The following is a 23,704-nucleotide window of genomic DNA, read 5'->3' on the forward strand; positions in this document are numbered from 1 at the left end:
GGCCCGCATGACCCCATTGTGTGACACCAAGATCAACAACATTCCCCGATCAGGTGGTCGTCCATTCACGATTCGGTCGCGAGTAAGACGCTGTGGTAGACGCTCTACGCTCTCCGACTCATGGACGCCAACGAGCTGGTGCGCGGATACCTGGTGCTGGGGCTGCGGCTCGGGCGCCTGGTGCACGGGTTCGTCGACTCGTTCACCGGCGACCCCGCGCTGAGCCGCGCCGTCGACAACGAACCGCGCCTGCACCCGCGCGCGCTCTCGGACCACGCGCGGCTGCTCCGCAAGGAACTTCCCGGCAGCGACCTCTCCGACCAGCGCAAACAGTTCCTCGACGCGCACCTGCGCGCGCTGGAGTGCACCGCGCGCAAACTCGCCGGCGAACGCGTCACGTTCATCGACGAGGTCGAGCAGTACTTCCAGGTCCGCATCCGCCCAGGTGACGAGGACGCGTACGCGCAGGCCCACCGCAACATCGACGCGGTGCTCGAGGGTCCGGGCTCGCTCACCGAACGCCTCCACGCCTTCCGCACGGCCGACGAGGTGCCCGCACGCAGGCTCCAGGGCGTCGTGCAGGCCCTGTCGAGCGCCCTGCGGGACCGGGTGCGGCAGAAGTACGCGCTGCCCGAGCAGGAGATCGTGGAGTACCAGGTCGTCACGAACAAGCCGTGGAGCGGCTTCAACTACTACCTCGGCGGCTACCGCAGCCGCGTCGCCATCAACGCCGACCTCGGCCACCGCATGTCGAACCTGCCGCACCTGGTCGCCCACGAGTCCTATCCGGGCCACCACACCGAGCACTGCCGCAAGGACGCGGGCCTGGTCGCCAAGCGCGGCCACGCCGAGCAGTCGATCTTCCTGATCAACACGCCGCAGTGCCTGATGGCCGAGGGCATGGCGGACCTCGGCCTGCACGCCGCGGTGGGGCCGGGCTGGGGCGTCTGGGCGGAGCAGATCTTCCGCGACCTCGGGTTGCGAATGGACGGCGAACTGTCCGAAAAGGTCGAATCAGCGGCATCCGGGCTGCTCACGGTGCGGCAGGACGCCGCCCTGCTGCTACACGATCGGGGTGCGGATCAGGATGACGTGGTTGCGCATCTGCGCAGGTGGCTGCTAGTGCCGGAGCGCCGCGCACGGCAGATGGTCCGCTTTCTGGCAGACCCGTTGTGGCGCGCGTACACCACCACCTACGTCGAAGGAGTGCGCCTGGTGAGGGCCTGGCTCGACGTCCGAGCGCCCGGCGAGTCGCTCGATTCCCGGTACCTGAGGCTTCTCGACGAGCCCCTCGTGCCGAAATCGCTCGAATCCCAGGTGAGGGACGGCTTGTCGTGGCTCGCCCGCAACACCCACGAAAACAGCATCTGACCAGCGAAAACACGTCTGCGCTCACGTTGCGGGTTGTTTTCGGGCAGATGACAAATACGGATTCACCTGTGTGGCTTCGTGCCGACGGGGTACTTCCGCAGGTAACTTCGAAAGCGGCGGGACGCGACCACTGCGGACCGCGCAGGGAGGCTCTGATCGTGGCAGACAACGTCGCGAGGGGGCCGGCACCCGGCCCTCGTGGTCGACCTGCCTGACGCCTGACGGCGGAAGGCGAGACGACCGATCAGGGTGGTGCCTGGCCCAGCGAGGAGCGGACGCGGGTGCCGCGTTCGTGAGGGAGTTGCCGTGAACGCACGACGTCCCGCGAGCCGTTCCTCAGGCTCATCGCGCAGTTCTTCCTCCAGGCGCAAGTCCGCCGCACCAGCCATCACGACATATGTGCTGGACACGTCGGTACTGCTGTCCGACCCACTCGCCGCCACCCGGTTCGCGGAGCACGAGGTCGTGCTGCCGCTCGTGGTGATCAGCGAACTGGAGGGCAAGCGCCACCACCCCGAACTGGGCTGGTTCGCGAGGGAGGCCCTGCGTCTGCTCGACGACCTGCGCTTGCGGCATGGTCGCCTCGATTCGCCGATCCCCATCGGGGATCTGGGAGGCACCTTGCACGTCGAGCTCAACCACTCCGACCCGGAGGTGTTGCCATCAGGTTTCCGAACGGACTCCAACGACGCCCGGATCCTCGCCTGCTCTCTCAACCTCGCTGCTGAGGGGCGAAACGTCACTCTGGTGACAAAGGACATGCCGCTGCGGGTCAAGGCCGGATCGGTCGGCCTGCAGGCGGAGGAGTACCGGGCGCACGACGTGACCCTGTCCGGCTGGACGGGAATGTCCGATCTGGACGTTCCGCAGTCGTTGATAGACAGCCTGTTCAAGGAGAACGTCGTCGACCCGACCCAGTACGAGGACCTGGAGCACATCGCGGAACTGCCCTGCCACACCGGACTCCGGATGCTGGCGGGCACCTCGAGCGCTCTGGGCCGGGTTACCGCGGACAAGCAGATCAGGCTGGTGCGCGGAGATCGGGAGGCGTTCGGACTGCACGGAAGGTCCGCTGAGCAGCGGATCGCGCTGGACCTGCTGCTCGACGCCGATGTCGGCATCGTCTCGCTGGGCGGACGTGCGGGCACCGGCAAGTCGGCGCTGGCGCTGTGCGCCGGCCTCGAAGCGGTGATGGAACGCAGGCAGCACCGCAAGGTCGTGGTGTTCCGACCGTTGTACGCGGTCGGTGGTCAGGAGCTCGGTTACCTGCCTGGCAGTGAGAACGAGAAGATGGGGCCGTGGGCGCAGGCCGTGTTCGACACGCTCGGCGCACTGGTGAGCCAGGCGGTGCTGGAGGAGGTGCTGGACAGAGGCATGCTCGAGGTCCTGCCCCTCACCCACATCCGCGGCCGCTCGCTGCACGACTCCTTCGTGATCGTCGACGAGGCGCAGTCGTTGGAGCGCAACGTGTTGCTGACCGTGCTGTCCCGCCTGGGCAGCAACTCGCGGGTGGTGCTGACGCACGACGTGGCGCAGCGCGACAACCTGCGGGTGGGCCGGCACGACGGCGTGGCGGCCGTGATCGAGAAGCTGAAGGGCCACCCGCTCTTCGCTCACGTCACGCTGACCCGCTCGGAGCGTTCGCCGATCGCGGCTCTCGTCACGGAGATGCTGGAGGACTACGCCTCCTAGCAGTGTCCTGAGAAGACGATGAACGGCGCTTTTGTCCACCTGAGGTGAACAAAAGCGCCGTTCATACTTTCTAGTCCAGGGCCCGTTTCATGAAGCCGCGCAGGCCGAGCCCGCCGAAGCCCGCGATCGCGACGACGAGCACGAGCAGCACGATCGGCAACGGGATGTGCGGCACGTCCGGCACCAGCTCGGCGCGCATGCCCTCGCTCACGTACGTCAGCGGGTTGAGCGCGCAGATCACCTTGAACCACAGCAGGTCGTCGCTCAGCGACCGCCACGGGAACTGCGCGGAACCCGTGAACAGCAACGGCGTCAGAATCACCGCGAACATGACGTTGACCCGGCGCGCGGGCACCGACGTGCCGATGACCAGGCCGACCGCGCCACCGGCCAGACAACCCAGGATGATCACGACGAGCGCGCCTGGAATCCCTGACCAGGCCCAGGAGACGTCGAGCATCACGAATCCGACCGGCACCATCAGCACGGCCGCGAAGAACCCGCGGATCGCACCGAACACGATCTTCTCCACGGCGACGAGCGGGATGGAGATCGGCGCGAGCAGCCGGTCCTCGATCTCCCGCGTCCACGAGAAGTCCAGCACCAGCGGCAGCGTCGTGTTCTGCAGCGCACCCAGGAAGCCGTTCATCGCGATGATGCCGGGCAGCAGCACCTGGGCGAAGTCGTCCTGGACGTATCCGATGTCCCCCAGGACCTTCGCGAAGATGAACAGGATGAAGAACGGCTGGATGATCACCTGCGCGAGGAAGCTCGGCAGCTCGCGGCCCGTGACGAAGACGTCGCGCCACAGGATCGCCTGGAACGTCCTGATCTGGCTCACCGCAGCTCCCTGCCGGTCAGGTGGATGAAGACGTCTTCGAGGCTGGGCTTGCCGATCGCGACGTCGCTGACGACGACGTCGAGGTCCCGCAACACGTTCAGCACCGCGGGCAACGTGATCGCGGTGTCGACGTCGGTGTAGACGCGGAACATGTTGCCGACTTCCTCGACCCGCTGCACACCGTCCACCTCGGACAGAGCCTTGGTGATCTTCGCGGGCTCGTGGCCGTTGGGACTCACCGTGACGCTGACGGTGTTGCTGCCGGGCAGGCTCCTGGTGAGCTCGACCGGTGTGTCGAGCGTGAGCAGCTTGCCGTGGTCGACGATGCCGACGCGGTCGCAGAGCTTCGCGGCCTCGTCCATGTCGTGCGTGGTGAGCACGACCGTGACGCCCTCCGCGTGCAGTGCGGCGACGCGTTCGTGGACGAAGAGCCTGGCCTGCGGGTCGAGTCCGGTGCTCGGCTCGTCGAGGAACAGCACCTTGGGCCGGTGCATCAGCGCGCGGGCGATCATCAGCCGTTGCGCCTGACCGCCGGACAACGTGTCCACGAGCGCGTTCTGGTGGTCCTTGAGGCCCATCCGCTCGAGGATGTCGTCGGCGAGCTCCTGGCGTTCCCGCGGCCCGATGCCGTGGTAGGCCGCGTGGAACAGCAGGTTCTGCCGCGCGTTGAGCGAGCGGTCGAGGTTGTTGCGCTGCGGCACGACGGCGAGCAGCTGGCGTGCGCGTTTGGAGTCCGCGACCACGTCGACGCCCTCGACGAACGCCTGCCCCGCGGTGGGGCGGACGCGCGTGGTGAGCACGCCGACGGTGGTCGTCTTGCCGGCCCCGTTGGGACCGAGCAGGCCGAAGACCTCACCGCGGCGGACGGTGAAGCTCAGCCCGTCCACCGCAGGTTTTTGTCCTGTTTTGTAGACTTTGCGGAGTTCTCTCACCTCGACCGCTTCGTCCATTCTCACCATCCCCCTGGCAAAGGCCTGCCTTCCGCGAACCCAGCCGCCGACTGGATGCCGAGAACAGCCCTGGAGTGGAATTCCTCCAACGAGGTCGCACCGGCATACGTGCAGGCCGAGCGGACGCCGGAGGTTATCGCGTCCAGCAGATCCTCCACGCTGGGACGCACCGGGTCCAAGCGCATTTTCGACGTGGAGATGCCCTCTTCGAACAGCCCCTTCTTGGCCCGGTCGAACGCGTTGTCACTGCGCGTCCGCGCGGTCACGGCACGCTTCGACGCCATTCCGAAGGATTCTTTGTAGAGGTTTCCCCGCTCGTCGCGCTGCAGGTCACCGGGCGACTCGTAGGTGCCGGCGAACCAGCTGCCGACCATGACGCTGCTGGCCCCGGCCGCAAGCGCCAACGCGACGTCCCGCGGATGCCGCACACCGCCGTCGGCCCACACGTGCTTGCCGAGCTTCCGCGCCTCGGCCGCGCACTCCGCGACCGCGCTGAACTGCGGCCGCCCCACACCCGTCATCATCCGCGTGGTGCACATCGCGCCCGGCCCGACACCGACCTTGATGATGTCCGCGCCGGCCTCGACCAGATCCCGCACACCCTCGGCCGTGACGACGTTGCCCGCCGCGACCGGCACGCCGGGGTTGGCGTCCTTCACGGCCCGGAGTGCGGTGAGCATCTTCTCCTGGTGCCCGTGCGCGGTGTCCACGACGAGAACGTCCACACCGGCCTTGACCAGCGCCTCGGCCTTGGCCCGCACATCCCCGTTGACCCCGACCGCAGCCGCGATCCGCAGCTTGCCGGCGTCGTCGGTGGCAGGCCGGTAGACCTCAGCCCGCAACGCCGTCAGCTCGGTCAGCACGCCGCTGAGCCGCTGCTCGTCGTCGATGCCGAGCGCGATCTTGTACGCGCTGTGGTGCAGCTGGTCGAAGACGTCCTGCGGCTTCGTGGCGAGCGGCAACTTCAGCACGTCGGTGTTCATCACGTCGCCGAGCCGCGCGAACCGGTCGACGCCCGTGAGCGCAGCCTCGTCGACGACCCCGATGGGCCGGTTGCCCTCATCCACGACGATCACCGCGCCGTGTGCCCGCTTGTGCAGCAGGTTCCACGCGTCCGCCACCGCGTCACCTGTGGTGAGCGTCAGCGGCGTGTCCCAGACGGGATGCCGCTCCTTGACCCACGCGATGATCTCCGCCACCGCCTCGGTGGGCACGTCCTGCGGGATGACGACGAGCCCGCCGCGCCGAGCGATGGTCTCGGCCATGCGCCGCCCGGCGACAGCCGTCATGTTCGCGACGACGATCGGGATCGTGGCCCCGGTACCGTCCGAAGTGGAGAGGTCGACGCCGAACCGGGACTCCACGGCACTGCGGCCGGGAACGAGGAACACGTCGTCGTAGGTCAGGTCGTAAGAGGGTCGATGCCCTTCGATGAACCGCACGTGCTTCCACGATACCCGGTGCGTCTCACCTGGGCATGCGACCTCGGCCGCAGCGGCCTTGCCCGCCCGTCTCCCCAGGCAGCTCGTCCCAACCACACCGGGCACCTCGTCCCGGCCTGACTGGCCACGTCGTCCTGGCCTCACTGGCCACGTCGTCCCGGACCCGTTGTGGCCGTCCGAGCCCGCCCCCCGCGCTTCCTCACCTTGCGGAACGAAGGGAAAGCGGTTTGGGTTCCCGGCTGTCCACAGCTTAGCGGGCGAGGCGTTTCCGCAGGTAGAACGACCACAACCTGTGGACAACTCGAGATCATGGCTTCCACACGTAGCCCGTGGTCGTGGTGACCGCGACGAACCCGAGCCGCTCCAGAATCGGCCGACTGTCCTCGGACGCGTCGACCTGGAGGTACTTGATGCCGCGCTGCACGGCCATTCGCGCGCGGTGGGCGACGAGCGCGCGGTAGATGCCCTTTCCGCGCCACTCGCGGAGTGTGCCGCCGCCCCACAGACCGGCGAACTCCGTGCCTGGCACGATCTCGATGCGCGAGGACGACACGACCTGACCGTCGGCTTCCGCGACCACCGCGACGATGTTCGGGTCGTCCTTCTTCTCGATCAGGCGGTCGACGAGCCAGTCGTGCTTCCTGCCGAACACCTCGGTGGCAGTGGCGGCGAGGCGATGCACGTCGGCCTCGTCCGTAACCTCCCGCAGGTCGATGCCGTCGAGCTCGACCGGCGCGGTCATCTCCTCGGCGAGGCCGATGAGCACGGTTTCCCGGCCCTCGGACTCGAAGCCGGCTGCGAGCAGGCGTTCGGGCAGGTCAGCCGGGGTGTCGTGGCCCCACGTCTTCCACTCGACGCCCTGGCCCCGCTCGGCGAAGAAGTCGCGCTGGCGGGCGATGAGCTCGTCGAGTCCGGCGCCGCTGACGCCCAGGTCGGGCGGGCCCCCGACGAAACCGCTGCGGCGAGGCCAGCTCACGCGGAAGACGGGACCGTCGCGGTGGACGGTGGCGCCTGGGTCCAGGACCGTCCACTCGGCGGGGCGGGCCTGGTCGTCGAACGCTCGGAGTAGCGCGGCAGCATCGGTCACTGGCCCGACGCTATTGCCGGATGTCGGTGGGCCGCACGCGATTTTCCGCGTCGGTGTACCGGCGCCACCACACGCGGTGCGGCCGCTCGTCAGTCGGCGCGCGTCGCGGCAGCGGGTTCGGCGGCCGGGACGGGCCACAACGGATCTGTTGACCACTCAGGCGACTTCGCCCAGCGCGACTCTCGCGGTGGCGATGAAGGTCGCGCTCGCGAACACGCGGAGCAGCGCGGTGGCACCGGTCGATGGCCCAACGGGTTGGTCGCCAAGGGCCGCACCGACGAGCTGCTCAAGCGGCAGACCACACGCGTTTTGGCACTGACGAGTGCCACCACCCGCGGGTGCCGCCACTCGTCGGTCGGCACGCGTCGCGGCAGCGAGTCCGGCGACCGGCGCGGGCCGCAACGGATCCGTTCACCGCTCGGACTTCGCCCAGCGAGGCTCGTGGTGACGATGAAGGCCCGGCTCTCGCACACGCGGAGCAGTGCGGCAGCATCGATCGCTGGCCCGATGGGTGGCGATTGGCCGCACGCGATTTTGGGGACCGACGGATGCCAATTGGCCGCACCCGGTTCGCGACACCAACGCGTGACCTCCACCCGCGGGTGCCGCCACTCGTCGGTCGGCGCGCGTCGCGGCAGCGAGTCCGGCGACCGGCGCGGGCCGCAACGGATCCGTTGACCACTCAGGCGAGTTCACCGGCCAGCGCGACTTCTGCAGTGGCGATGAACGTCCGGCTCTCGCGCACGCCGTCGACCGCACGATCCTCGGCGGACGTGTCCTGACAGGACTGCCCCGCAGCGGATGGCGCCTCGGGCCGGTCAGCTCTCGGGATTCACTTGTGCCGCAGGAAGAAGTGCCCTCACCTCCTCGATCGTCGTCGCCTCCGACGGGTCCTTGTCCGGGCGGTAGCGCACGACGCGGGCGAACCGCAGCGCCACACCGCCGGGATAGCGCGGCGAGACCTGGACGCCGTCGAGTTCGATCTCGATCACCAGTTCCGGGCGGACCTTGACCACCCAGTCGTTCTGCTCGGTGGCGATCTCCTGCAACGCCGTGGTCTGCCACTTGAGCAGCTCGTCGGTGAGGCCCTTGAAGGTCTTGCCGACCATCACCGGCGGGCCGCCGTCCGGGTCGCGGGCGCCGAGGTGCAGGTTCGACAGCCAGCCGCGGCGGCGGCCGCTGCCCCATTCGACACCGAGCACCACCAGGTCGAGCGTGTGGACCGGCTTCACCTTCTGCCAGGCTCTGCCGCGCCTGCCCGCCGCGTAGGGCGAGGCCAGCGACTTCACCATCACGCCCTCGTGGCCCGCGGACAGCGCCGCCGTGACCACCTCCGCGGCCTCCTCCGGCGACGGGTCCAGCACGCCGGGGATGACGTGCTCGCCCGCCACCTGCCGCAGTGCGGCGAGGCGGTCGCGCAACGGCTCGTCGAGCAGGTCCTTGCCGTCGAGGTGCAGACAGTCGAAGAAGTACGGGTGCAGCAGGAGCTCGCGCTCGTCCTGCGCGCCGAAGCGGCTCATCGTCTCCTGGAACGGGCGGGGTCTCCCCTCGTCGGTCAGCGCCAGGGTCTCGCCGTCGAGCACCACCGCCGCGCACGGCAGCCCGCGGACGAGCTCGACCAGCTCGGGCACCGTTTTGGTGATCTCGCGCAACGTGCGGGTGTAGACGTGGACCTCGTCGCTGGAGCGGTGCACCTGGATGCGCGCGCCGTCGAGCTTGTGCTCCACCACGCAGCTGCCGAGCTCGTCCAGCGCCTCGTCCAGCGACTCGGCGGGCGAGGCCAGCATGGGGCGCAGCGGCCGGCCGACCTCCAGCCGGAACGCCTCCAGCGCCGCCGCACCGCCGTCGAGCGCGGCCACGGCGGTCTCGGGTAAGCGGCCCGACAGCATGAACGCCCGCCGCACCGTCTCCCCCGGCACGTCCGCGGCCGAGGCGATCGCGTCCAGCATCACCCCTTCGAGTGCACCTTGACGCAGTTCGCCCGTGAGCAGCCTGCGTAAGAAGTCCTGCTCCGCCTCCGTGGCACGGCCGAACAGCGCCACGAGCAGGTCGGCCCGGCGCTGCGCCGAGCCCTTGCCGGACGTGGTCGCCACCTCGGCGAGCGCGGCGTCGACCTCGGCGACCGTGAGGCCGGCCGCGGCGGCCGGAGGCACGGACAGGTCGAAGACCGTGCGCCAGCCCGCGCCGATGCGACCCTGCCGCGGCGTGCCTATGAGGAAGGACACCACCGCGATCACGACGTCGGCCGACGCCGAGCGCAGCAACGCCGACAACGCCTTGACCTTGGCAAGGCGCGACCGGGTCGCCGCCACGGCGGCCGACGTGTCGACTACTTCGGACAGAAGCACGGGTCTCATGGTGCACCCGAGCACTGACAATTTCTCGAGGCTCGGGTTAGGCTGACCGCGACGACCGTTCTACCTGGGGGTTTTCCGAATCATGCGTGTTTTCAAGATCGTTGCTGCCGCCCTGCTGTTCGCCGCCGTCGCGGCACTCGCGGGGCCCGGCACCAGCGACCGGGAGCACATCATGAGCGTCGACAGCACGAACGCGCGCGAGCACATCCTCTAGGCCACGGCGACCTTCGCGATCTCCCTGACCGCCTCCCGCAGGCGGTCAGGCGTGAGCGACGCGTACCCCAGCACCAAACCGGGCCATGTCGGCGTGCGCGTGTACTGCGCCAACGCCCAGACGTGCACACCACGCTCCTCAAGCCTGCTCTTCAGCGCGAGGTCGTCCGTCCCGTCAGGCATGCGCAACACCACGTGCAGACCGGCCGCAACGCCGATGGACTGCCATGCGGGCAAATGTTCCGCAACGGCTTCCAACAACGCGTCCCGCCTCTTCCGGTAGAGCGCGCGCGTACGGCGTAGATGCCGGTCATAGCCGCCTGTCCGCAACATGTGCGCGAACGCGGCCTGAGGGATCGTGCCGGTCCCCATGTCGTTGTACTGCTTGCGTTTCACGATGCCCTCGCGCAGACGTTCGGGCACCACCAGCCATCCGAGCCTGAGCGCGGGCGCCAGAACTTTGCTCGTCGTGCCCTGGTACACCACGTGCTCGGGAGCCAGCGCCTGCAACGCTCCCAGCGCCGGCCTGTCGTACCGGTGCTCGGCGTCGTAGTCGTCCTCGATGATCAACCCGTCCCGCTCACGCGCCCACTCCACGAGCGCACGCCGCCGTTCCGGGTGCAGCACGACGCCCAGCGGGAACTGGTGCGCCGCCGTCACGAGCACCGCACGACAGTCCGTTTTGGACAGAAGATCGACGCGGATCCCCTTGTCGTCCACGGGAACAGGCACGGTGTTCAAACCGTGCGACTGCAACAGGTGCTCGCCACCGAAGTGGCTCGGCTCCTCGATCGCGATGCTGCCGTTCAGGAGCCGCGCGGTGAGCTGCAACCCGTCCGCCGCGCCGTTGGTGATCACCGCGTCCCGTGCCACGACCGCGCGAACCCGTGCCAGGTAGTCGACGATCTCCTTGCGCAGCCCCACGAATCCGGCCGGATCGGGGTAGGCGAGATCGTCGTCGGGCAGCTCGGCGAGCGCGGCGCGATGAGCGGCAACCCACTCGGCACGGGGAAACGCGCCCAGCGCGGGCAGTCCGGGCCGCAGGTTGAACCGCCATCGCTGCGGCGGTTCCGGCACACCGGACGGGCCGGCGGGTCCGAGGCTCGCGACCGTCGTCCCCGAACCGCGCCTGGTGGTGAGGTAGCCCTCCGCGACGAGCTGCGTGTACGCCGACGTCACCGTCCCGCGCGCGACGCCGAGCTGGGCGGCGAGATCACGGCTGGACGGCAGCCGCGTCCCCGGCACGAGCCGCCCGTCCCGGATGGCCCTGCGCAGTTCGACCTCCACCCCGCGACGCCGCTGGTGCCCCGGCAACAGCAGCTCGCGAAAAGTGGTCCAGTTCGTGCTCATTGAAGTGGAGCTTAAACCTGGACCAGTTCAGCGCAAGGCTGAGCGACATGAAAATCGGGGTGGCCGCGGGAGCGACAGCGGCATCGATCGTCGGCGCGTCAGTTCCGGTCACGGGCATGCTGGAGGGCTACCCGGTCCTGACCGGCCAGGCCATGCGTTACGCGCTGGGCGCAGCCGTGTTGTTGCTGGTAGCGCGCCGTCTGCCCATGCCGTCGTGGCGCGACATTCCACCGCTCCTGGGCGTGGTCGCGTCGGGCATGCTCGGCTTCAACGCCCTGCTCATCGCCGCCCAGCAGTACGCGGAACCGGGTTTCGTGGCCGCGGTCATGGGCGGCTCCCCCGTTGCTCTGGCTCTGCTGTCTCGCCAACGAACCGCATCCGCCGTTGTGGGTGCCGTGGTGGTGGCGGCGGGCATCGTGCTGTTGTCCGGCGGCGGGTCGTGGCACGGCCCAGGGCTCGTGCTCGCGTTGCTGACGATGGTCGGCGAGGTGTGCTTCACGCTGTTCGCCGTCGGAGTGGTGCGGCGACTGGGAGTGCTGGGGGTGGCCACGTGGACGTGCCTGCTGGCGACGGTGATCGGCGCGGTTCTCGGCACGTTCGTCGGCGGCTGGCAGGTGCCGGACACCAGGCAGACCTTCGCCCTCGTGCTGCTGGCCGTGGTGGTGACCGCGCTGGCGTTCGGGCTCTGGTACTTCGCCGTGAACCGGCTGGGATCGGACCGCGCCGGCGTGCTCATCGGTCTGATGCCGGTGTCCGGGCTGGCGACATCGGTGTTGTTGGGCCTACAGGAACTCACGCTCGTGTCGGTCGTTGGCGTCAGCACGGTCGCACTCGGGTGCGTCATCGGGCTCCGCAGGGGACCACACCACACACACGACGCTGGCCGGGTACCCCCAAAATCAACAATAGCGAACGGGTCTGACACTCCGGCGGGAGTTGTTGTGCCGTAACGGCTGAACCTTGGGGTTGAGCGGTACGGCGGGCCAGGCTCCCTGTCAGGGCTTGCCGCCGCGGAAGGACGCCATCGCGTCGGCGGCGTCCTTCAGCAGGGAGAGGCGGCCGGTGGCCTGACCGTCGAACGTCGTGAGCAGGGTCAGCACGAACCAGGCGACCGCCGCGACGACGAACGCGCCGCCCATCGGGCCGCTCAGGTTGAGGCCGACGACCTTTGCGCCGAACACGGCCGCCAGTGGGATGAGACCCAGTACCAGGCTGCGGACGGCGTTGCCGAGCACGGCCAGGCGGCGTGGGCCTGGTGGGGCGGTGGGGAGTTCGTCCAGGTTGCCGCGCACGAGCACGTGGATCAGGTTGACGATCTCCGCCTGCAGGTCCGTCCGGGTTTCCCTGCGCGGCAGGACGATCCAGAGGTCGAACGAGCGCAGCCGCTGGGCGCACTGGCGGCATCTCGACCGCCAGGTGTTGCGGCTCAACGGGTTCGTGAGCTGGATCTGTTTCCAGAAGTGTGTTTCGAGCACCACTGCCGCGTTGTCCAGCTTGCGCAGGAGAAGCGACTGGTCGTCGAGTGCGCGCGGGTTGCTCAACGCGTGCGCCAGCGCGAAGAGCTCGGTCAGCAGGGCGAGACGTGGTCGCGCGCGCTGGACGGACCGGGCCTGAAGCCAGTACGCAGGCGCCAGGATCGGGGCCATGAGGCCGAAGAGCACCACCGGGACCAGGCTGAAGCCGGTCAGCGCGATGCGCCACATGTCCGTCGCGATCGTGTCCAGCAGGGCGTCCGCCGAGCCCGACTTGCGCCACAGCAGGTAGAGGCCGCCTGCCGTACCGGCCGTGCCGCAGCCGTAGACAACCACCTGCAGACCGGAGGGCAGTCTTCTCAGGAAAGAGGTCAGGCCGCGGAGTGCCAGGAAGCCGGTGAACCAGCCACCGAAGTAGAACACCGCAGCGAGCCAGCCGGACGAGGCCCTGACATCGAGCTGCACGAACAGAAGAAAGAGCCCGGCGTAGAACAGGATGTTGATCAGTCGTTCCGCGGTGGCGTCGATCCGCCGGTCGCGCGCTTCACGACGCGCCTGCCAGCGGTAGGACTCCCGGTACGCGGCGGCGAGGTCCCGTGCGAGCTCGTCGTCCGCGACCGCGTGCAGCACGGCCTCGCGGTCGCGCAACGCGGTGCGGACGACGTCCCGCACACGGGAACCGGCGCCGAGGTCTGGAAGTCCCACGGCCGCAGGTTCGCGGCCGAACGCTCAGGCGTTACCGATCACCCGAGATCGGGGCCCTGCGAACGCAGGTCGTCCACCTTCGACATCGCGTCCCGCAGCTCGCCGAGCCACGAGTCCGCGTGCTCCCCGACCAGCCGGACAGCCCACGCCAGGGCGTCCGCGCGGGACCGGGCCACGCCTGCGGCCACGAGGGTGTCGAGCACCTGGCGTTCCGGCTGGCGCAGGCGCGTCATCACCGGCACGGCCAGGTGCGTGAACAGCTCTCGGGTGCCGCCCAGGGAGGCTCCCCAGGCGACCTTGCGGCCGTAGCGGTGCTCTGCCTGGCGGGCGATCTCGATGCGCTCGTCGCGCGTCTCCTCGCGCCACCGGGAGATGCGGCCCGACTCGGCCGCGGCGCGGGAGGCGTCGTCGAACTCGCCTTCCAGCGGCGTCAGCGTGCCGATGACCGTGATCTCCTCGCGGTCCACGATCACCTCTGGCGCGCCCGTGAACCAGCCGTCGGGCAGCCTGCCCGTGAACCAGGCCGCCGCGTCGTCCGCCGAGGGCAGGTCAGCCTGCTGCCAACCGCCTCTTCCTCGCCATCCTCGTCCCATGTCACTCACCCCTGATTACATGATTACGTCGTTACCGACGTTACGCCTGCAATCAACTAGCGAGTGTTCGCCGTCAGCGAAGTGACCAGCGCATCCACCGACGCGACAGGCCTGTCGCACACGTAACCGCGGCACACGTAGGCGGCGGGCGCCTCGTCCACCAACGGACGGTCTTCCAGCAACGGCACGGATGCGGGCTCTCCTGCCACGACGACGCCGCCTCCTGGCACATGCGCGACCGCCGCCGCCCACAGCGACGCACGGCGCGGGTCGTCGCCTGCACCGACGACGGCCACCTGCAACGGGCCCGCGACCAGGGCTTCGGCGACGGTCAGCCAGTGGCCTGCGAAACGGGGTGCGCGTGCGGCCAGCAGGCCGGCGCGGGTCACGGCCGCCGAAGCCGCCTCGAAATACCGCGAAGAACGATCAACGCCGGACAGCAGAGAAGCCGCCAGCAGGGCCGCCGCCAGCGAAGACGCACCCGACGGCGACGCGTTGTCGGTGGAGTCGGCTGGGCGGCGCACCAACGTCTCCGCGTCGTCGGCGGTGTCGTAGTAGGCACCGGGTGAATCCGGTACGGCGAAACGAGAGAGAGCGGTGTCCAACAGGCCGCACGCCAGGTCGAGCCAGCGGATCGAGCCCGTCACCTGGTGCAACGCCAGCAGGCCGTCGGCCACGCAGCCGTAGTCCTCCAGCACGCCGAACGAAGGACCCGCGACACCGTCACGAGACGTGCGGAGCAGCCTGCCCTCGACCAGGTGCACCGAGGCCAGCAACGTCGCCGCCTCCGAGGCCGCCGTGATCCACGCGGGCTCACCGAAGAACGCACCGGCCTCAGCCAGCGCCGCGATGGTCGTGCCGTTCCACGCGGCGACCACCTTGTCGTCACGGCCGGGCTGCGGGCGCGCGGCACGAACGGCGAGCAACGCGGCCCTCACGTCCTCCCCCGGCTCCGACACGAACCGCAAGGTCGACTTGCCGTCCTCGAAGTTCGGTTCGGAGGTCACACCAAAGGCCTCAGCCGCAGAACCGAGCTCCTCGAACGACCACACGTAGGTCAGGCCCTCGACGCCCTGAGTGTCCGCGTCCAACGACGCCGCGAACCCGCCCTCCGCAGTCCTCAAATCACGCAACAGGAACGCAGCCGTGTCCCGCGCGACCCGCTCATAGCGCTCAGAACCGGTCACGCGCGTCAGATGCGTGTAGAAGCGAAGCAGCAAAGCGTTGTCGTACAACATCTTCTCGAAGTGCGGCACCACCCACGACGCATCGACGCTGTACCGCGCGAAACCACCGCCGAGCTGGTCGTACATGCCGCCGTTCGCCATCGCGTCGGCCGTCGCGGTCGCCATCGAGATCGCCTCGACCGAACCCGTGCGTTCGTGGTGGCGCAGCAGGAACTCGACCACCATCGACGGCGGGAACTTCGGCGCGCCACCGAATCCTCCGTTGCGCCGGTCGAACTCGCCGAGCAACGACACGACCGCGCCGGACAACGCCTCTTCATCCACAGTGGACGGAGGCAGCGGCGCGGTGTGCCGGGAAATCTCTTCCACCACAGCGGAAGCCGACTCCAGGATCTCGTCGGGGCGCTCGGCCCACGTCGCCGCCACGGCCTGGACGAGCTGCGTGAACGACGGCATGCCCGGCCGCGGCGACGGCGGGTAGTAGGTGCCCGCGTGGAACGGCCGCGCGTCCGGCGTCAGGAACACCGTCATCGGCCATCCGCCTTGGCCCGTCATGGCCTGCGTGACCTCCATGTACACCGCGTCGACGTCCGGACGTTCCTCACGATCCACCTTCACGGACACGAAGTGCTCGTTCACGAACGCGGCGACAGCAGGATCTTCGAACGACTCATGCGCCATCACGTGGCACCAGTGGCAGGCCGCGTAGCCGACGGACAGCAGCACCGGGACGTTGCGCCGTCGCGCCTCCTCGAACGCCTCCTCGCCCCACGGCCACCAGTCGACCGGGTTCTCAGCGTGCTGCAGCAGGTACGGGCTGGTCGCGTCCGCAAGTCGGTTCGCCATGCCTCCACCCTAAATCGCCTGCGGAAACAACGACTCTCGATCAGACTCGACCTCGTGTTGCTCACCATGACCACGACCCACCAGCCGGCGACCGACCTCGGTCACCTGCTGCACAAGCACCCGGACCGGGCTCAGTCCTTCACGACGAGCTCGGGCGTCGCGCACGTCTTCTACCCGAAGGCGACGAACGAGGAATGCACGGTCGCCCTCCTGCTGGAGGTCGACCCCATCGCGCTGGTGCGAGGTCCCGGCAGCACGCTCACGCAATACGTCAACGACCGCCCGTACGCGGCGGGGTCGTTGCTCACGGTCGCGCTCGGCAGCGTGTTCCGCACGGCGATGAACGGCCGCAGCGAGAGCTACCCCGAGCTGGCGAACACGCCGATTCCGCTGGTCATCCGCATTCCCGCGCTGCCGCACCGGCTCGCAGACCGGTTGTTCACGCCGCTCGGCTGGACGGTCGAGATCACCGAACACAGCGAGCGCTACGGCGACGTCACGCTCACCGGCACCGTCCGGCTCAGCGACGCCCTGAAGCACCTCTACGTGCTGCTGCCCGTGCTCGACGGCGGCAAGCACTACTGGGTCGCCGCGGACGAGGTCGACAAGCTGCTCAAGGCCGGTGACGGCTGGCTGTCCCAGCACCCGGACAAGGAGCTGATCACCACCAGGTACCTGGCGCGCAAGCGTCCGTTGATCACCTCTGCCCTGGAACGCCTCGCGGACGTCGACGAGGTCGAGCCGGAGGAGCTCGACAACGCGCTCACCGAACCGAAGATCTCCCTTGCCGCACAGCGCAAAGAGGCCGTGATCAAGGCGCTGAAGCAGGCAGCGGCGCAGCGCGTGCTCGACCTCGGCTGCGGTGGCGGCGCGTTGCTGCGCGAGCTCGTCAAGGACCCCGGATTCACCGAGATCCACGGTGTCGACGTGTCAGCGAAGGCGTTGCAGGAGGCCGCGCGCAAGCTGCACCTCGACCGCATGGACGACCACAGGCGCGAGCGGATCACGTTGCGGCAGTCGGCTTTGACGTACGCGGACACCGCGCTCGCCGGGTACGACGCGGCGGTGCTGATGGAGGTCGTCGAGCACGTCGACCCGTCGCGCCTGCCCGCGCTGGAGCACTCGGTGTTCACCGTCGCACGGCCGCGCACGGTCCTCGTGACCACGCCGAACGTCGAGTACAACCCGCTGTTCGAAACGCTGCCGGAGGGCCAGATGCGGCACTCCGACCACCGTTTCGAATGGACCCGCGCCGAGTTCCAGGAGTGGGCGGACGGCGTCGCCGCACGCCGTGGCTACACCGTGAGTCACGTGCCGATCGGACCGGAGGACGCCGAACGCGGCGCGCCGACCCAGATGGCCGTGTTCACCTCGAAGGGAGGAAAGAACTGATGGAGCTGAAGATCCCCGACCTGTGCCTGGTGGTGCTCGTCGGCGCGTCCGGTTCGGGCAAGTCCACGTTCGCTCGCAGGCACTTCCTCCCCACGCAGGTGCTGTCGAGCGACTACTTCCGAGGGCTCGTGTCCGACGACGAGAACGACCAGTCGGCGTCCGCGGCCGCGTTCGACGTGCTCCACTACGTGGCGGGAAAGCGGCTGGAGGCCGGCAAGGTCACCGTCGTCGACGCCACCAACGTGCAGGCGCCCGACCGCGCCAAGCTGATCGAGGTCGCGAAGAAGGCCAACGTGCTGCCGGTCGCGATCGTGCTCGACACGCCGACCGACGTGTGCCTGAAGCGCAACGCACAGCGCCCGGACCGCGACTTCGGCGCGCACGTCGTGAAGCGGCACCGCTCGGCGCTGCAGCGGTCGTTGAAGTACCTCGGCAAGGAGGGCTTCAAGCGCGTCCACGTGCTGCGCTCCGAGTCCGATGTGGACAGCGCGATCATCGTGTACGAGCGGCTGCTCAACGACCTGCGGCACGAGACCGGCCCGTTCGACGTGATCGGCGACGTGCACGGCTGCCGCGCCGAGCTGGAGGAGCTGCTGACCGAACTGGGCTACCAGGTCCAGCGCGACGACGAGGGCCGTGCGGTCGACGCGATCCCGCCCGGCAATCGCAAGGCGGTCTTCGTCGGCGACCTCGTCGACCGCGGACCGGACACGCCCGGCGTGCTGCGTCTGGTCATGGGCATGGTCGGCAACGGCCACGCCCTGAGCGTGCGCGGAAACCACGAGGAGAAGCTCGTGCGCGCGTTGCGCGGCCACAAGGTGACGGTCCGGCACGGGCTTGAGAAGTCGCTGGAGCAGCTCGCACACGAGTCGGAGGAGTTCCGCCGTGCTGCCACGAAGTTCTGCGACGGCCTGGTGGCGCACTACGTGCTCGATGGCGGCAACCTCGTCGTCGCGCACGCCGGTCTGCCTGAGCGCTACCACGGCCGTGCGTCGGCCAAGGTGCGCAGCTTCGCGCTGTACGGCGACACGACCGGTGAGACCGACGAGTACGGCATGCCGGTGCGCCTGCCGTGGGCGAACGACTACCGCGGCAACGCGATGGTGCTGTACGGGCACGTCCTGGTGCCCGAGGCCGAGTGGATCAACAACACCATGTGCCTGGAAACCGGTGTGGTGTTCGGCGGGAAGCTGACCGCGTTGCGCTACCCGGAGAAGGAGCTCGTCTCCGTCAAGGCGCACGAGGTCTGGTACGAGAACGACCGCCCGCTGGAGACCCTCGTCGTCCAGCGCGAGCCGGACGTCCTGGCGTTGAGCGACGTCACGGGCCTGCGTCGGATCGAGACGTCGCTGCTCGGTGCCGTCACGATCCGCGCGGAGCAGTCCGCTTCGGCGTTGGAGGTCATGAGCCGGTTCGCGATCAACCCGCACGACCTGCTGTACCTGCCGCCGACGATGGCACCGACGGCGACCTCGCAGCGCGACGACGTGCTGGAGCACCCGGACGAGGCCTTCGCCGAGTACCGGGCGGCCGGTGTCGCCCAGGTGATCTGCGAGGAGAAGCACATGGGCTCCCGCGCGGTGTTGTTGGTGCGCAGGGACGGTGGCGCGATCTACACGCGCACCGGCCGTGCGTTCTTCGACGGTGCGCTGGGCGACGAACTGCTCGACCGCGTGCGCGGGGCGGCGAAGCCGTTGTTCGACGAGTTCTCGACGGACTGGCTGCTGATCGACGCCGAGCTGATGCCGTGGAACGCCAAGGCGTCCGGACTGATCCGCGAGCAGTACGCGGCGGTCGGAGCGGCGGCGGGCGGCGCACTTCCGGTCGCGGTCGAAGCACTGGAAACGGCGAAGGCACGTGGCATCGACGTCACGGACCTGCTGGCGCGCACGGCTCAGCGCTCGGCCAACGCCGCGGCCTACCGCGCGGCGTACGAGCGGTACTGCTGGCCGACCGACGGACTGGAGGGCGTGCGGATCGCACCGTTCCAGCTCCTGGCGGTCGAGGGACGGACGTTCCACGACCGTTCGCACCTGTGGCACCTGGAGACGTTGAGCCGGCTCGAAGGTCCGCTGTTCCAGCAGACCCGGCACCTCGTGGTCGACACCGCGGACCCGGCCGCCGGCGTGCGGTGGTGGGAGGAGCTGACCGAGGCGGGAGGTGAGGGAATGGTCGTGAAGCCGCTGGCGAACCTCGGCGGGCGGGTGCAGCCGGGCGTGAAGGTGCGCGGGCGCGAGTACCTGCGGATCATCTACGGCCCCGACTACACGTCGCCGGAGAACCTCTCGCGGCTGCGCAAGCGTTCTCTCGGCCGCAAGCGCGGACTCGCCCTGCGCGAGTACGCCCTGGGCATCGAGGCGCTCGAACGCGTCGCGCGCGGCGAACCGTTGTGGCGCGTGCACGAGTGCATTTTCGGTGTGTTGGCGTTGGAATCGGAACCGGTGGACCCACGACTGTGATTCTCGAAGCGATCATCGGGTCGCACGCCTACGGGCTCGCGACCCCTGATTCCGATGTGGACAGACGCGGTGTGTTCGTCGCGCCCACGGAGGCGTTCTGGCGCCTGGAGAAACCCCCGGCGAGCGTCGAGGGCCCGGAACCGGAACGGCTCAGCTGGGAGGTCGAGCACTTCTGCAAGCTGGGCCTGAAGTCGAACCCGACGGTGCTCGAAACGCTGGTGAGCCCGCTGGTGGAGATCAGCACGCCTCTCGGAGAGGAACTGCGGGACCTGCTGCCCGCGTTCCTCTCCCGGTACGCGGTGCGGGCGTTCACGCGCGCGACGGAGATGCAGCTGTCACGCGCGGGACGCAACCTCAAGCCGAAGCAGCTCATGCACGTCGTGCGGCTGCGGTTGGTGGGCCTGCACCTGCTGCGGACCGGCAGGTACGAGATCACGGCCGACCGCGCGCTGCTGAAGATCCGCGACGGCTCGATGCCGTGGGACGACGCCTTGGCGTGGGCGCACCGGCTCGGTGACGAACTGGCTCACGCCGACGGCCCTCTTCCTGAGGAGCCGGACCGGGTGCGTGTCGAGGACTGGTTGGTTTCGGTGCGCAGGAGGTCGTTGTGAGTTACGAGGTTCCTGAGAAGCTCGACGGGCCGGACCACCTGCCCGCACTCATCGAGGCGAAGGTCCTCGGCGAGCACCGGGGGCTCGCCGGCGTGCCGCACCGGCCTGCTCCCGAACGGCTGGAGGCCGACCTCGCACACCGGCAGGAGGAGCTGAGGGTCGCGCGGGAGACGAGCGACCTCCCCGAACACCCGCCCGCCTTCGAGGCGGTGCACGAGTTCGTGGTCGAGACCCGGCTCGGCTAGTCCTTCTTCTTCTCCTCCGCGGCCTCGTCCGAGGCCGGTGCGGGCTCGTCGAACGACGCCGGCACCCGCTTGAGGTGCTTGTTCATCGACTTGACCAGGAAGAAGACGGCGATGAAGAAGAGGATCAGCAGGACGAGGCCGACCGGGGAGGACTTGCCGAAGTCCTCGCCCTGGCCGCCCTTGTCGTTGTTCGTGTTCGACGGCTGCACGGCGACGAACGCCACCGTGCTTCCGAGGTCGAATTCTGGGGAGAGCACCCCTAGACCTTAACTCCGGCGAACAGGTCGTTCTCCGGCAGCGTCGAGTCCACCTGCGAGCGCACGAGCTCGTACTCCTCGGTCGGCCAGACTTCGCGCTGCAGGTCCTGCGGGATGGCGAACCAGCGGCTGGTCGGGTCGATCTGGGTGGCGTGCGCCTTGAGCGCCTCGTCCCGGATCTCGAAGTAGTCGGCGCACTCGACCTGCGTGGTGACGCGGTCCATCACGTCCGGCCGGTTCGCGTCCCAGTTCGCCAGCCACTCGGTGTACGGCGACTCCATGCCACGAGCCTCCATGGCCTCGTGGAACGCCATCAGCTTCGCACGGGAGAAACCGTGCGAGTAGTAGACCTTCTGCGTTTCCCACGCCTCGCCCAGTGAGGGCTGGAACTCGGGGTCGGCAGCGGCGTCCAGCGCTGCCATCGAGATCTCGTGCGTGCGGATGTGGTCCGGGTGCGGGTAGCCGCCGTTCTCGTCGTAGGTCACGACGACGTGCGGGCGGAACTCGCGGATGACCTGCACCAGCGACGGCACCGACTCCTCCAGCGGCACCAGGGCGAAGCAGCCCTCGGGCAGCGGTGGCTTCGGGTCGCCCTCCGGAAGGCCGGAGTCCTTGAAGCCGAGCCAGCGGTGCTGGATGCCGAGGATCTTGGCCGCGGTGGCCATCTCCTCCCGGCGGATCTCGACCATGTTCTCGAGCACGTCCGGCCTGTCCATCGCCGGGTTCAGAATGCTGCCCGCACCACCGTCGGTACAGGTCACGACCATCACGTCGTGCCCTTCCGCGATGTAGCGGGCCATCGTGGCCGCGCCCTTGCTCGACTCGTCGTCGGGATGTGCGTGCACTGCCATGAGGCGCAGCTTGTCGGCCATGACCCCCGTGGTCCTCCTGTGTGAACGGTCCTGCGACACTCAACAACTGAACGTCGGTCACCATTGTTCCCCAGAGGTTGAGGAGGGCGCGGGAAAGTGGCACAGCGCGCGCTCCCCGAGGGGCGGTACAGCAGGCAGACCCGCAGGCCGCTGGGCAGGTGGGCCCGCTGGGCGTTACTCGCTGTAGCCGTGACCGCAGGTGCCCTGATCGCCTTCGTCGGTTACCGAAATCTCGGCACAAAGCCGATCGAGGCGAAGCAGACAGCGTTCATCATCCTCGGCGACGACAGCGTGAAGGTCAGTTTCGAGGTTTCCCGAGATCAACCGGACCGTCCGGCGGTCTGCATCATTCGGGCCCGATCCAAGGACGGGGACGAGACGGGCAGACGCGAAGTTCTGGTTCCGCCGGGGAATTCCGTCGTCGTCGAGACAACAGTTCTCCGCACCTCGAAGCCGCCGGTCACCGGCGAGGTGTTCGGGTGCTCCTACCAGGTTCCCGCCTACTTGTCCACGAGCTAGCGGCCAAGCGGGTGATCTGCGGTTTAAACGGCGATCTGGGGAACAAATCGCCGTCGCTGAACGTTGTCTTCGTGTTACTATTGCCGCTCAAGCACGGCCCCGGCGCGGGCCGTGTTTTTCCGTTCCGGGCCCCCGGCCCGGGAACTATCTGGGGCACACGTGTGCACCAGAGCAAGACGAGGAGTTGGTGACCGTGAGCGACACCCAGGTGACCTGGCTGACCCAGGAGGCCTACGACCGGCTCAAGGCTGAGCTGGACGAACTCATCGCGTACCGCCCGGTCATGGCTGCAGAGATCAACGCCCGCCGCGAGGAGGGCGACCTCCGCGAGAACGGTGGCTACCACGCGGCTCGTGAGGAGCAGGGCAAGCAGGAGGCGCGGATTCGCCAGCTGCACGAGCTGCTCCAGGCCGCGAAGGTCGGCGAGGCCCCCACCACCAAGGGTGTTGCGGCTCCGGGAACGGTGCTCACGATCCGCTACGAAGGCGACGACGAGACCGAGACCTTCCTCCTGGCGACCCGCGAGGAGGGCGCGCACGGCGAGATGGAGGTCTACTCCCCGTCCTCGCCGCTCGGCAAGGCCCTGAACGGCGCGAAGGACGGCGAGACCGTCGAGTACGAGCTGCCGAACGGCAAGCTCCAGAAGGTCACGCTGATCGAGGCGCTGCCCTACGCCGGGTGATCACCCGGCTCACACAACGTGTCTTGAAATAAGCACAGGGGCGGTCACCCTCGCGGTGGCCGCCCCTTCGCCTTCTTCACGCGTTCCAGGAGCGGCCGCACGCGTGGAGGCACCGGCGTGGACAGAGCGATCGACGTCGAGAGCCGACGCACGTGCGGCACGTCGACGATGTGGTCGACCACGCGCTGCAGGTCCGCGTTCGACCTCGCGACCATCCGCACGAAGAGGTCCCCCTGACCGGTCGTGGCGTGCACCTCGCACACCTCGGGGATCGCGGCCAGGCCCTCGCACACCTCGGCGCGCCTGCCCTGCGCGATCTCGACGACCGCGAACGCCGTCAGCCCGTAGCCCATCGCGCCGAAGTCCAGCGCCGGCGGGAACCCGGTGAGCACGCCGCGTTCGACGAGACGGTCCAGCCGCGCCTGCACCGTTCCGCGGGCGACGCCCAGCCGGCGGGAGCATTCGAGGACGCCGAGACGTGGCTCGTCGGTGAGGAGCAACAGCAGCCTCGCGTCCAGTTCGTCCACCGGCTGGTCAGAGTGCTCACTCTGCTGATCTGAA

Annotated in this window: 22 protein-coding genes; 10 read left to right on the forward strand and 12 right to left on the reverse strand. The window is 68.8% G+C overall.

Annotated features, from left to right (window positions below):
* The first annotated feature begins 120 nt into the window (after window positions 1-120).
* Together ACFOWZ_RS42030 and ACFOWZ_RS42035 are read left to right on the forward strand one after the other, a co-directional pair.
* Window positions 121-1,371 (forward strand): DUF885 domain-containing protein, encoded by a 1,251-nt coding sequence (locus ACFOWZ_RS42030; RefSeq protein ID WP_382379577.1) that lies wholly within the window; start codon window positions 121-123, stop codon window positions 1,369-1,371.
* A 387-nt stretch (window positions 1,372-1,758) separates the two neighbouring features.
* Complete coding sequence (locus ACFOWZ_RS42035) at window positions 1,759-3,063, forward strand: PhoH family protein (protein WP_372497498.1); 1,305 nt, start codon at window positions 1,759-1,761, stop codon at window positions 3,061-3,063.
* 70 nt (window positions 3,064-3,133) lie between these two features.
* On the opposite strand, the gene ACFOWZ_RS42040 is transcribed toward ACFOWZ_RS42035, so the two are convergent.
* The 5 genes from ACFOWZ_RS42040 to ACFOWZ_RS42060 all read right to left on the reverse strand — a co-directional run bounded on the left by ACFOWZ_RS42040 (window position 3,134) and on the right by ACFOWZ_RS42060 (window position 9,731).
* The gene (locus ACFOWZ_RS42040; protein WP_382379578.1) at window positions 3,134-3,904 is read right to left on the reverse strand and encodes an ABC transporter permease; all 771 of its coding nucleotides are present in this window, start codon (window positions 3,902-3,904) and stop codon (window positions 3,134-3,136) included.
* The gene (locus ACFOWZ_RS42045) at window positions 3,901-4,854 is read right to left on the reverse strand and encodes an ABC transporter ATP-binding protein (RefSeq protein WP_382379579.1); all 954 of its coding nucleotides are present in this window, start codon (window positions 4,852-4,854) and stop codon (window positions 3,901-3,903) included. The genes ACFOWZ_RS42040 and ACFOWZ_RS42045 overlap by 4 nt, the downstream gene beginning before the upstream one ends.
* Before the next feature lie 2 nt (window positions 4,855-4,856).
* Complete coding sequence (locus tag ACFOWZ_RS42050) at window positions 4,857-6,296, reverse strand: GuaB1 family IMP dehydrogenase-related protein (RefSeq protein WP_382379580.1); 1,440 nt, start codon at window positions 6,294-6,296, stop codon at window positions 4,857-4,859.
* Between the two features lie 307 nt (window positions 6,297-6,603).
* Window positions 6,604-7,383 (reverse strand): GNAT family N-acetyltransferase, encoded by a 780-nt coding sequence (locus tag ACFOWZ_RS42055; protein WP_382379581.1) that lies wholly within the window; start codon window positions 7,381-7,383, stop codon window positions 6,604-6,606.
* Between the two features lie 818 nt (window positions 7,384-8,201).
* Window positions 8,202-9,731 (reverse strand): ATP-dependent DNA ligase, encoded by a 1,530-nt coding sequence (locus tag ACFOWZ_RS42060; protein ID WP_382379767.1) that lies wholly within the window; start codon window positions 9,729-9,731, stop codon window positions 8,202-8,204.
* Window positions 9,732-9,822: 91 nt separating this feature from the next.
* Between ACFOWZ_RS42060 and ACFOWZ_RS42065 the strand changes: the two genes are divergently transcribed.
* Window positions 9,823-9,954 (forward strand): hypothetical protein, encoded by a 132-nt coding sequence (locus tag ACFOWZ_RS42065; RefSeq protein ID WP_382379582.1) that lies wholly within the window; start codon window positions 9,823-9,825, stop codon window positions 9,952-9,954.
* Here ACFOWZ_RS42065 and pdxR read toward each other — a convergent pair.
* Window positions 9,951-11,303, reverse strand: a complete 1,353-nt coding sequence (pdxR, locus tag ACFOWZ_RS42070) for a MocR-like pyridoxine biosynthesis transcription factor PdxR (RefSeq protein WP_382379583.1) — start codon at window positions 11,301-11,303, stop codon at window positions 9,951-9,953. The genes ACFOWZ_RS42065 and pdxR overlap by 4 nt on opposite strands.
* 47 nt (window positions 11,304-11,350) lie before the next feature.
* Here pdxR and ACFOWZ_RS42075 point away from each other — a divergent pair, with 47 nt between their 5' ends.
* The gene (locus ACFOWZ_RS42075; RefSeq protein ID WP_382379584.1) at window positions 11,351-12,253 is read left to right on the forward strand and encodes a DMT family transporter; all 903 of its coding nucleotides are present in this window, start codon (window positions 11,351-11,353) and stop codon (window positions 12,251-12,253) included.
* Window positions 12,254-12,298: 45 nt separating this feature from the next.
* On the opposite strand, the gene ACFOWZ_RS42080 is transcribed toward ACFOWZ_RS42075, so the two are convergent.
* From ACFOWZ_RS42080 to ACFOWZ_RS42090, 3 genes are read right to left on the reverse strand one after another with little or no spacing between them, the layout of a single operon-like run.
* Window positions 12,299-13,480 (reverse strand): hypothetical protein, encoded by a 1,182-nt coding sequence (locus ACFOWZ_RS42080; RefSeq protein ID WP_382379585.1) that lies wholly within the window; start codon window positions 13,478-13,480, stop codon window positions 12,299-12,301.
* Window positions 13,481-13,518: 38 nt separating this feature from the next.
* A complete protein-coding gene (locus ACFOWZ_RS42085; protein ID WP_382379586.1) occupies window positions 13,519-14,073 on the reverse strand; it encodes a hypothetical protein in 555 nt (184 codons plus the stop codon).
* Between the two features lie 56 nt (window positions 14,074-14,129).
* Entirely contained in the window at window positions 14,130-16,106 is a 1,977-nt protein-coding gene (locus ACFOWZ_RS42090) for a thioredoxin domain-containing protein (protein WP_382379587.1), read from the reverse strand.
* 54 nt (window positions 16,107-16,160) lie between these two features.
* Between ACFOWZ_RS42090 and ACFOWZ_RS42095 the strand changes: the two genes are divergently transcribed.
* Genes ACFOWZ_RS42095 through ACFOWZ_RS42110 form a run of 4 tightly spaced genes read left to right on the forward strand, consistent with a single transcriptional unit; the run spans window position 16,161 to window position 20,813 of the window.
* On the forward strand, window positions 16,161-17,498 hold the full coding sequence (locus tag ACFOWZ_RS42095; RefSeq protein WP_382379588.1) for a 3' terminal RNA ribose 2'-O-methyltransferase Hen1: 1,338 nt from the start codon (window positions 16,161-16,163) through the stop codon (window positions 17,496-17,498).
* Entirely contained in the window at window positions 17,498-19,957 is a 2,460-nt protein-coding gene (locus ACFOWZ_RS42100) for a polynucleotide kinase-phosphatase (RefSeq protein WP_382379589.1), read from the forward strand. Before ACFOWZ_RS42095 ends, ACFOWZ_RS42100 begins: the two co-directional genes overlap by 1 nt.
* Window positions 19,954-20,568, forward strand: coding sequence for a nucleotidyltransferase domain-containing protein (locus ACFOWZ_RS42105; protein ID WP_382379590.1), 615 nt, complete (start codon window positions 19,954-19,956; stop codon window positions 20,566-20,568). Before ACFOWZ_RS42100 ends, ACFOWZ_RS42105 begins: the two co-directional genes overlap by 4 nt.
* On the forward strand, window positions 20,565-20,813 hold the full coding sequence (locus ACFOWZ_RS42110) for a hypothetical protein (RefSeq protein ID WP_382379591.1): 249 nt from the start codon (window positions 20,565-20,567) through the stop codon (window positions 20,811-20,813). The genes ACFOWZ_RS42105 and ACFOWZ_RS42110 overlap by 4 nt, the downstream gene beginning before the upstream one ends.
* Here the strand turns inward: ACFOWZ_RS42110 and ACFOWZ_RS42115 are convergent.
* On the reverse strand, window positions 20,810-21,037 hold the full coding sequence (locus tag ACFOWZ_RS42115; RefSeq protein WP_382379768.1) for a hypothetical protein: 228 nt from the start codon (window positions 21,035-21,037) through the stop codon (window positions 20,810-20,812). The two genes, ACFOWZ_RS42110 and ACFOWZ_RS42115, sit on opposite strands and share 4 nt — an antisense overlap.
* Before the next feature lie 35 nt (window positions 21,038-21,072).
* The gene (gene mca, locus ACFOWZ_RS42120) at window positions 21,073-21,942 is read right to left on the reverse strand and encodes a mycothiol conjugate amidase Mca (RefSeq protein WP_382379592.1); all 870 of its coding nucleotides are present in this window, start codon (window positions 21,940-21,942) and stop codon (window positions 21,073-21,075) included.
* Between the two features lie 96 nt (window positions 21,943-22,038).
* Here mca and ACFOWZ_RS42125 point away from each other — a divergent pair, with 96 nt between their 5' ends.
* Together ACFOWZ_RS42125 and greA are read left to right on the forward strand one after the other, a co-directional pair.
* On the forward strand, window positions 22,039-22,461 hold the full coding sequence (locus tag ACFOWZ_RS42125; RefSeq protein WP_382379593.1) for a DUF4307 domain-containing protein: 423 nt from the start codon (window positions 22,039-22,041) through the stop codon (window positions 22,459-22,461).
* 184 nt (window positions 22,462-22,645) lie between these two features.
* Window positions 22,646-23,143, forward strand: a complete 498-nt coding sequence (greA, locus tag ACFOWZ_RS42130) for a transcription elongation factor GreA (RefSeq protein WP_156094372.1) — start codon at window positions 22,646-22,648, stop codon at window positions 23,141-23,143.
* A gap of 44 nt (window positions 23,144-23,187) precedes the next feature.
* On the opposite strand, the gene ACFOWZ_RS42135 is transcribed toward greA, so the two are convergent.
* Entirely contained in the window at window positions 23,188-23,670 is a 483-nt protein-coding gene (locus ACFOWZ_RS42135; RefSeq protein ID WP_382379594.1) for an Lrp/AsnC family transcriptional regulator, read from the reverse strand.
* Window positions 23,671-23,704 lie beyond the last annotated feature (34 nt).

It is taken from the genome of Lentzea rhizosphaerae (genome assembly GCF_042649515.1).
GTDB classification, from domain to species: domain Bacteria; phylum Actinomycetota; class Actinomycetes; order Mycobacteriales; family Pseudonocardiaceae; genus Lentzea; species Lentzea aerocolonigenes.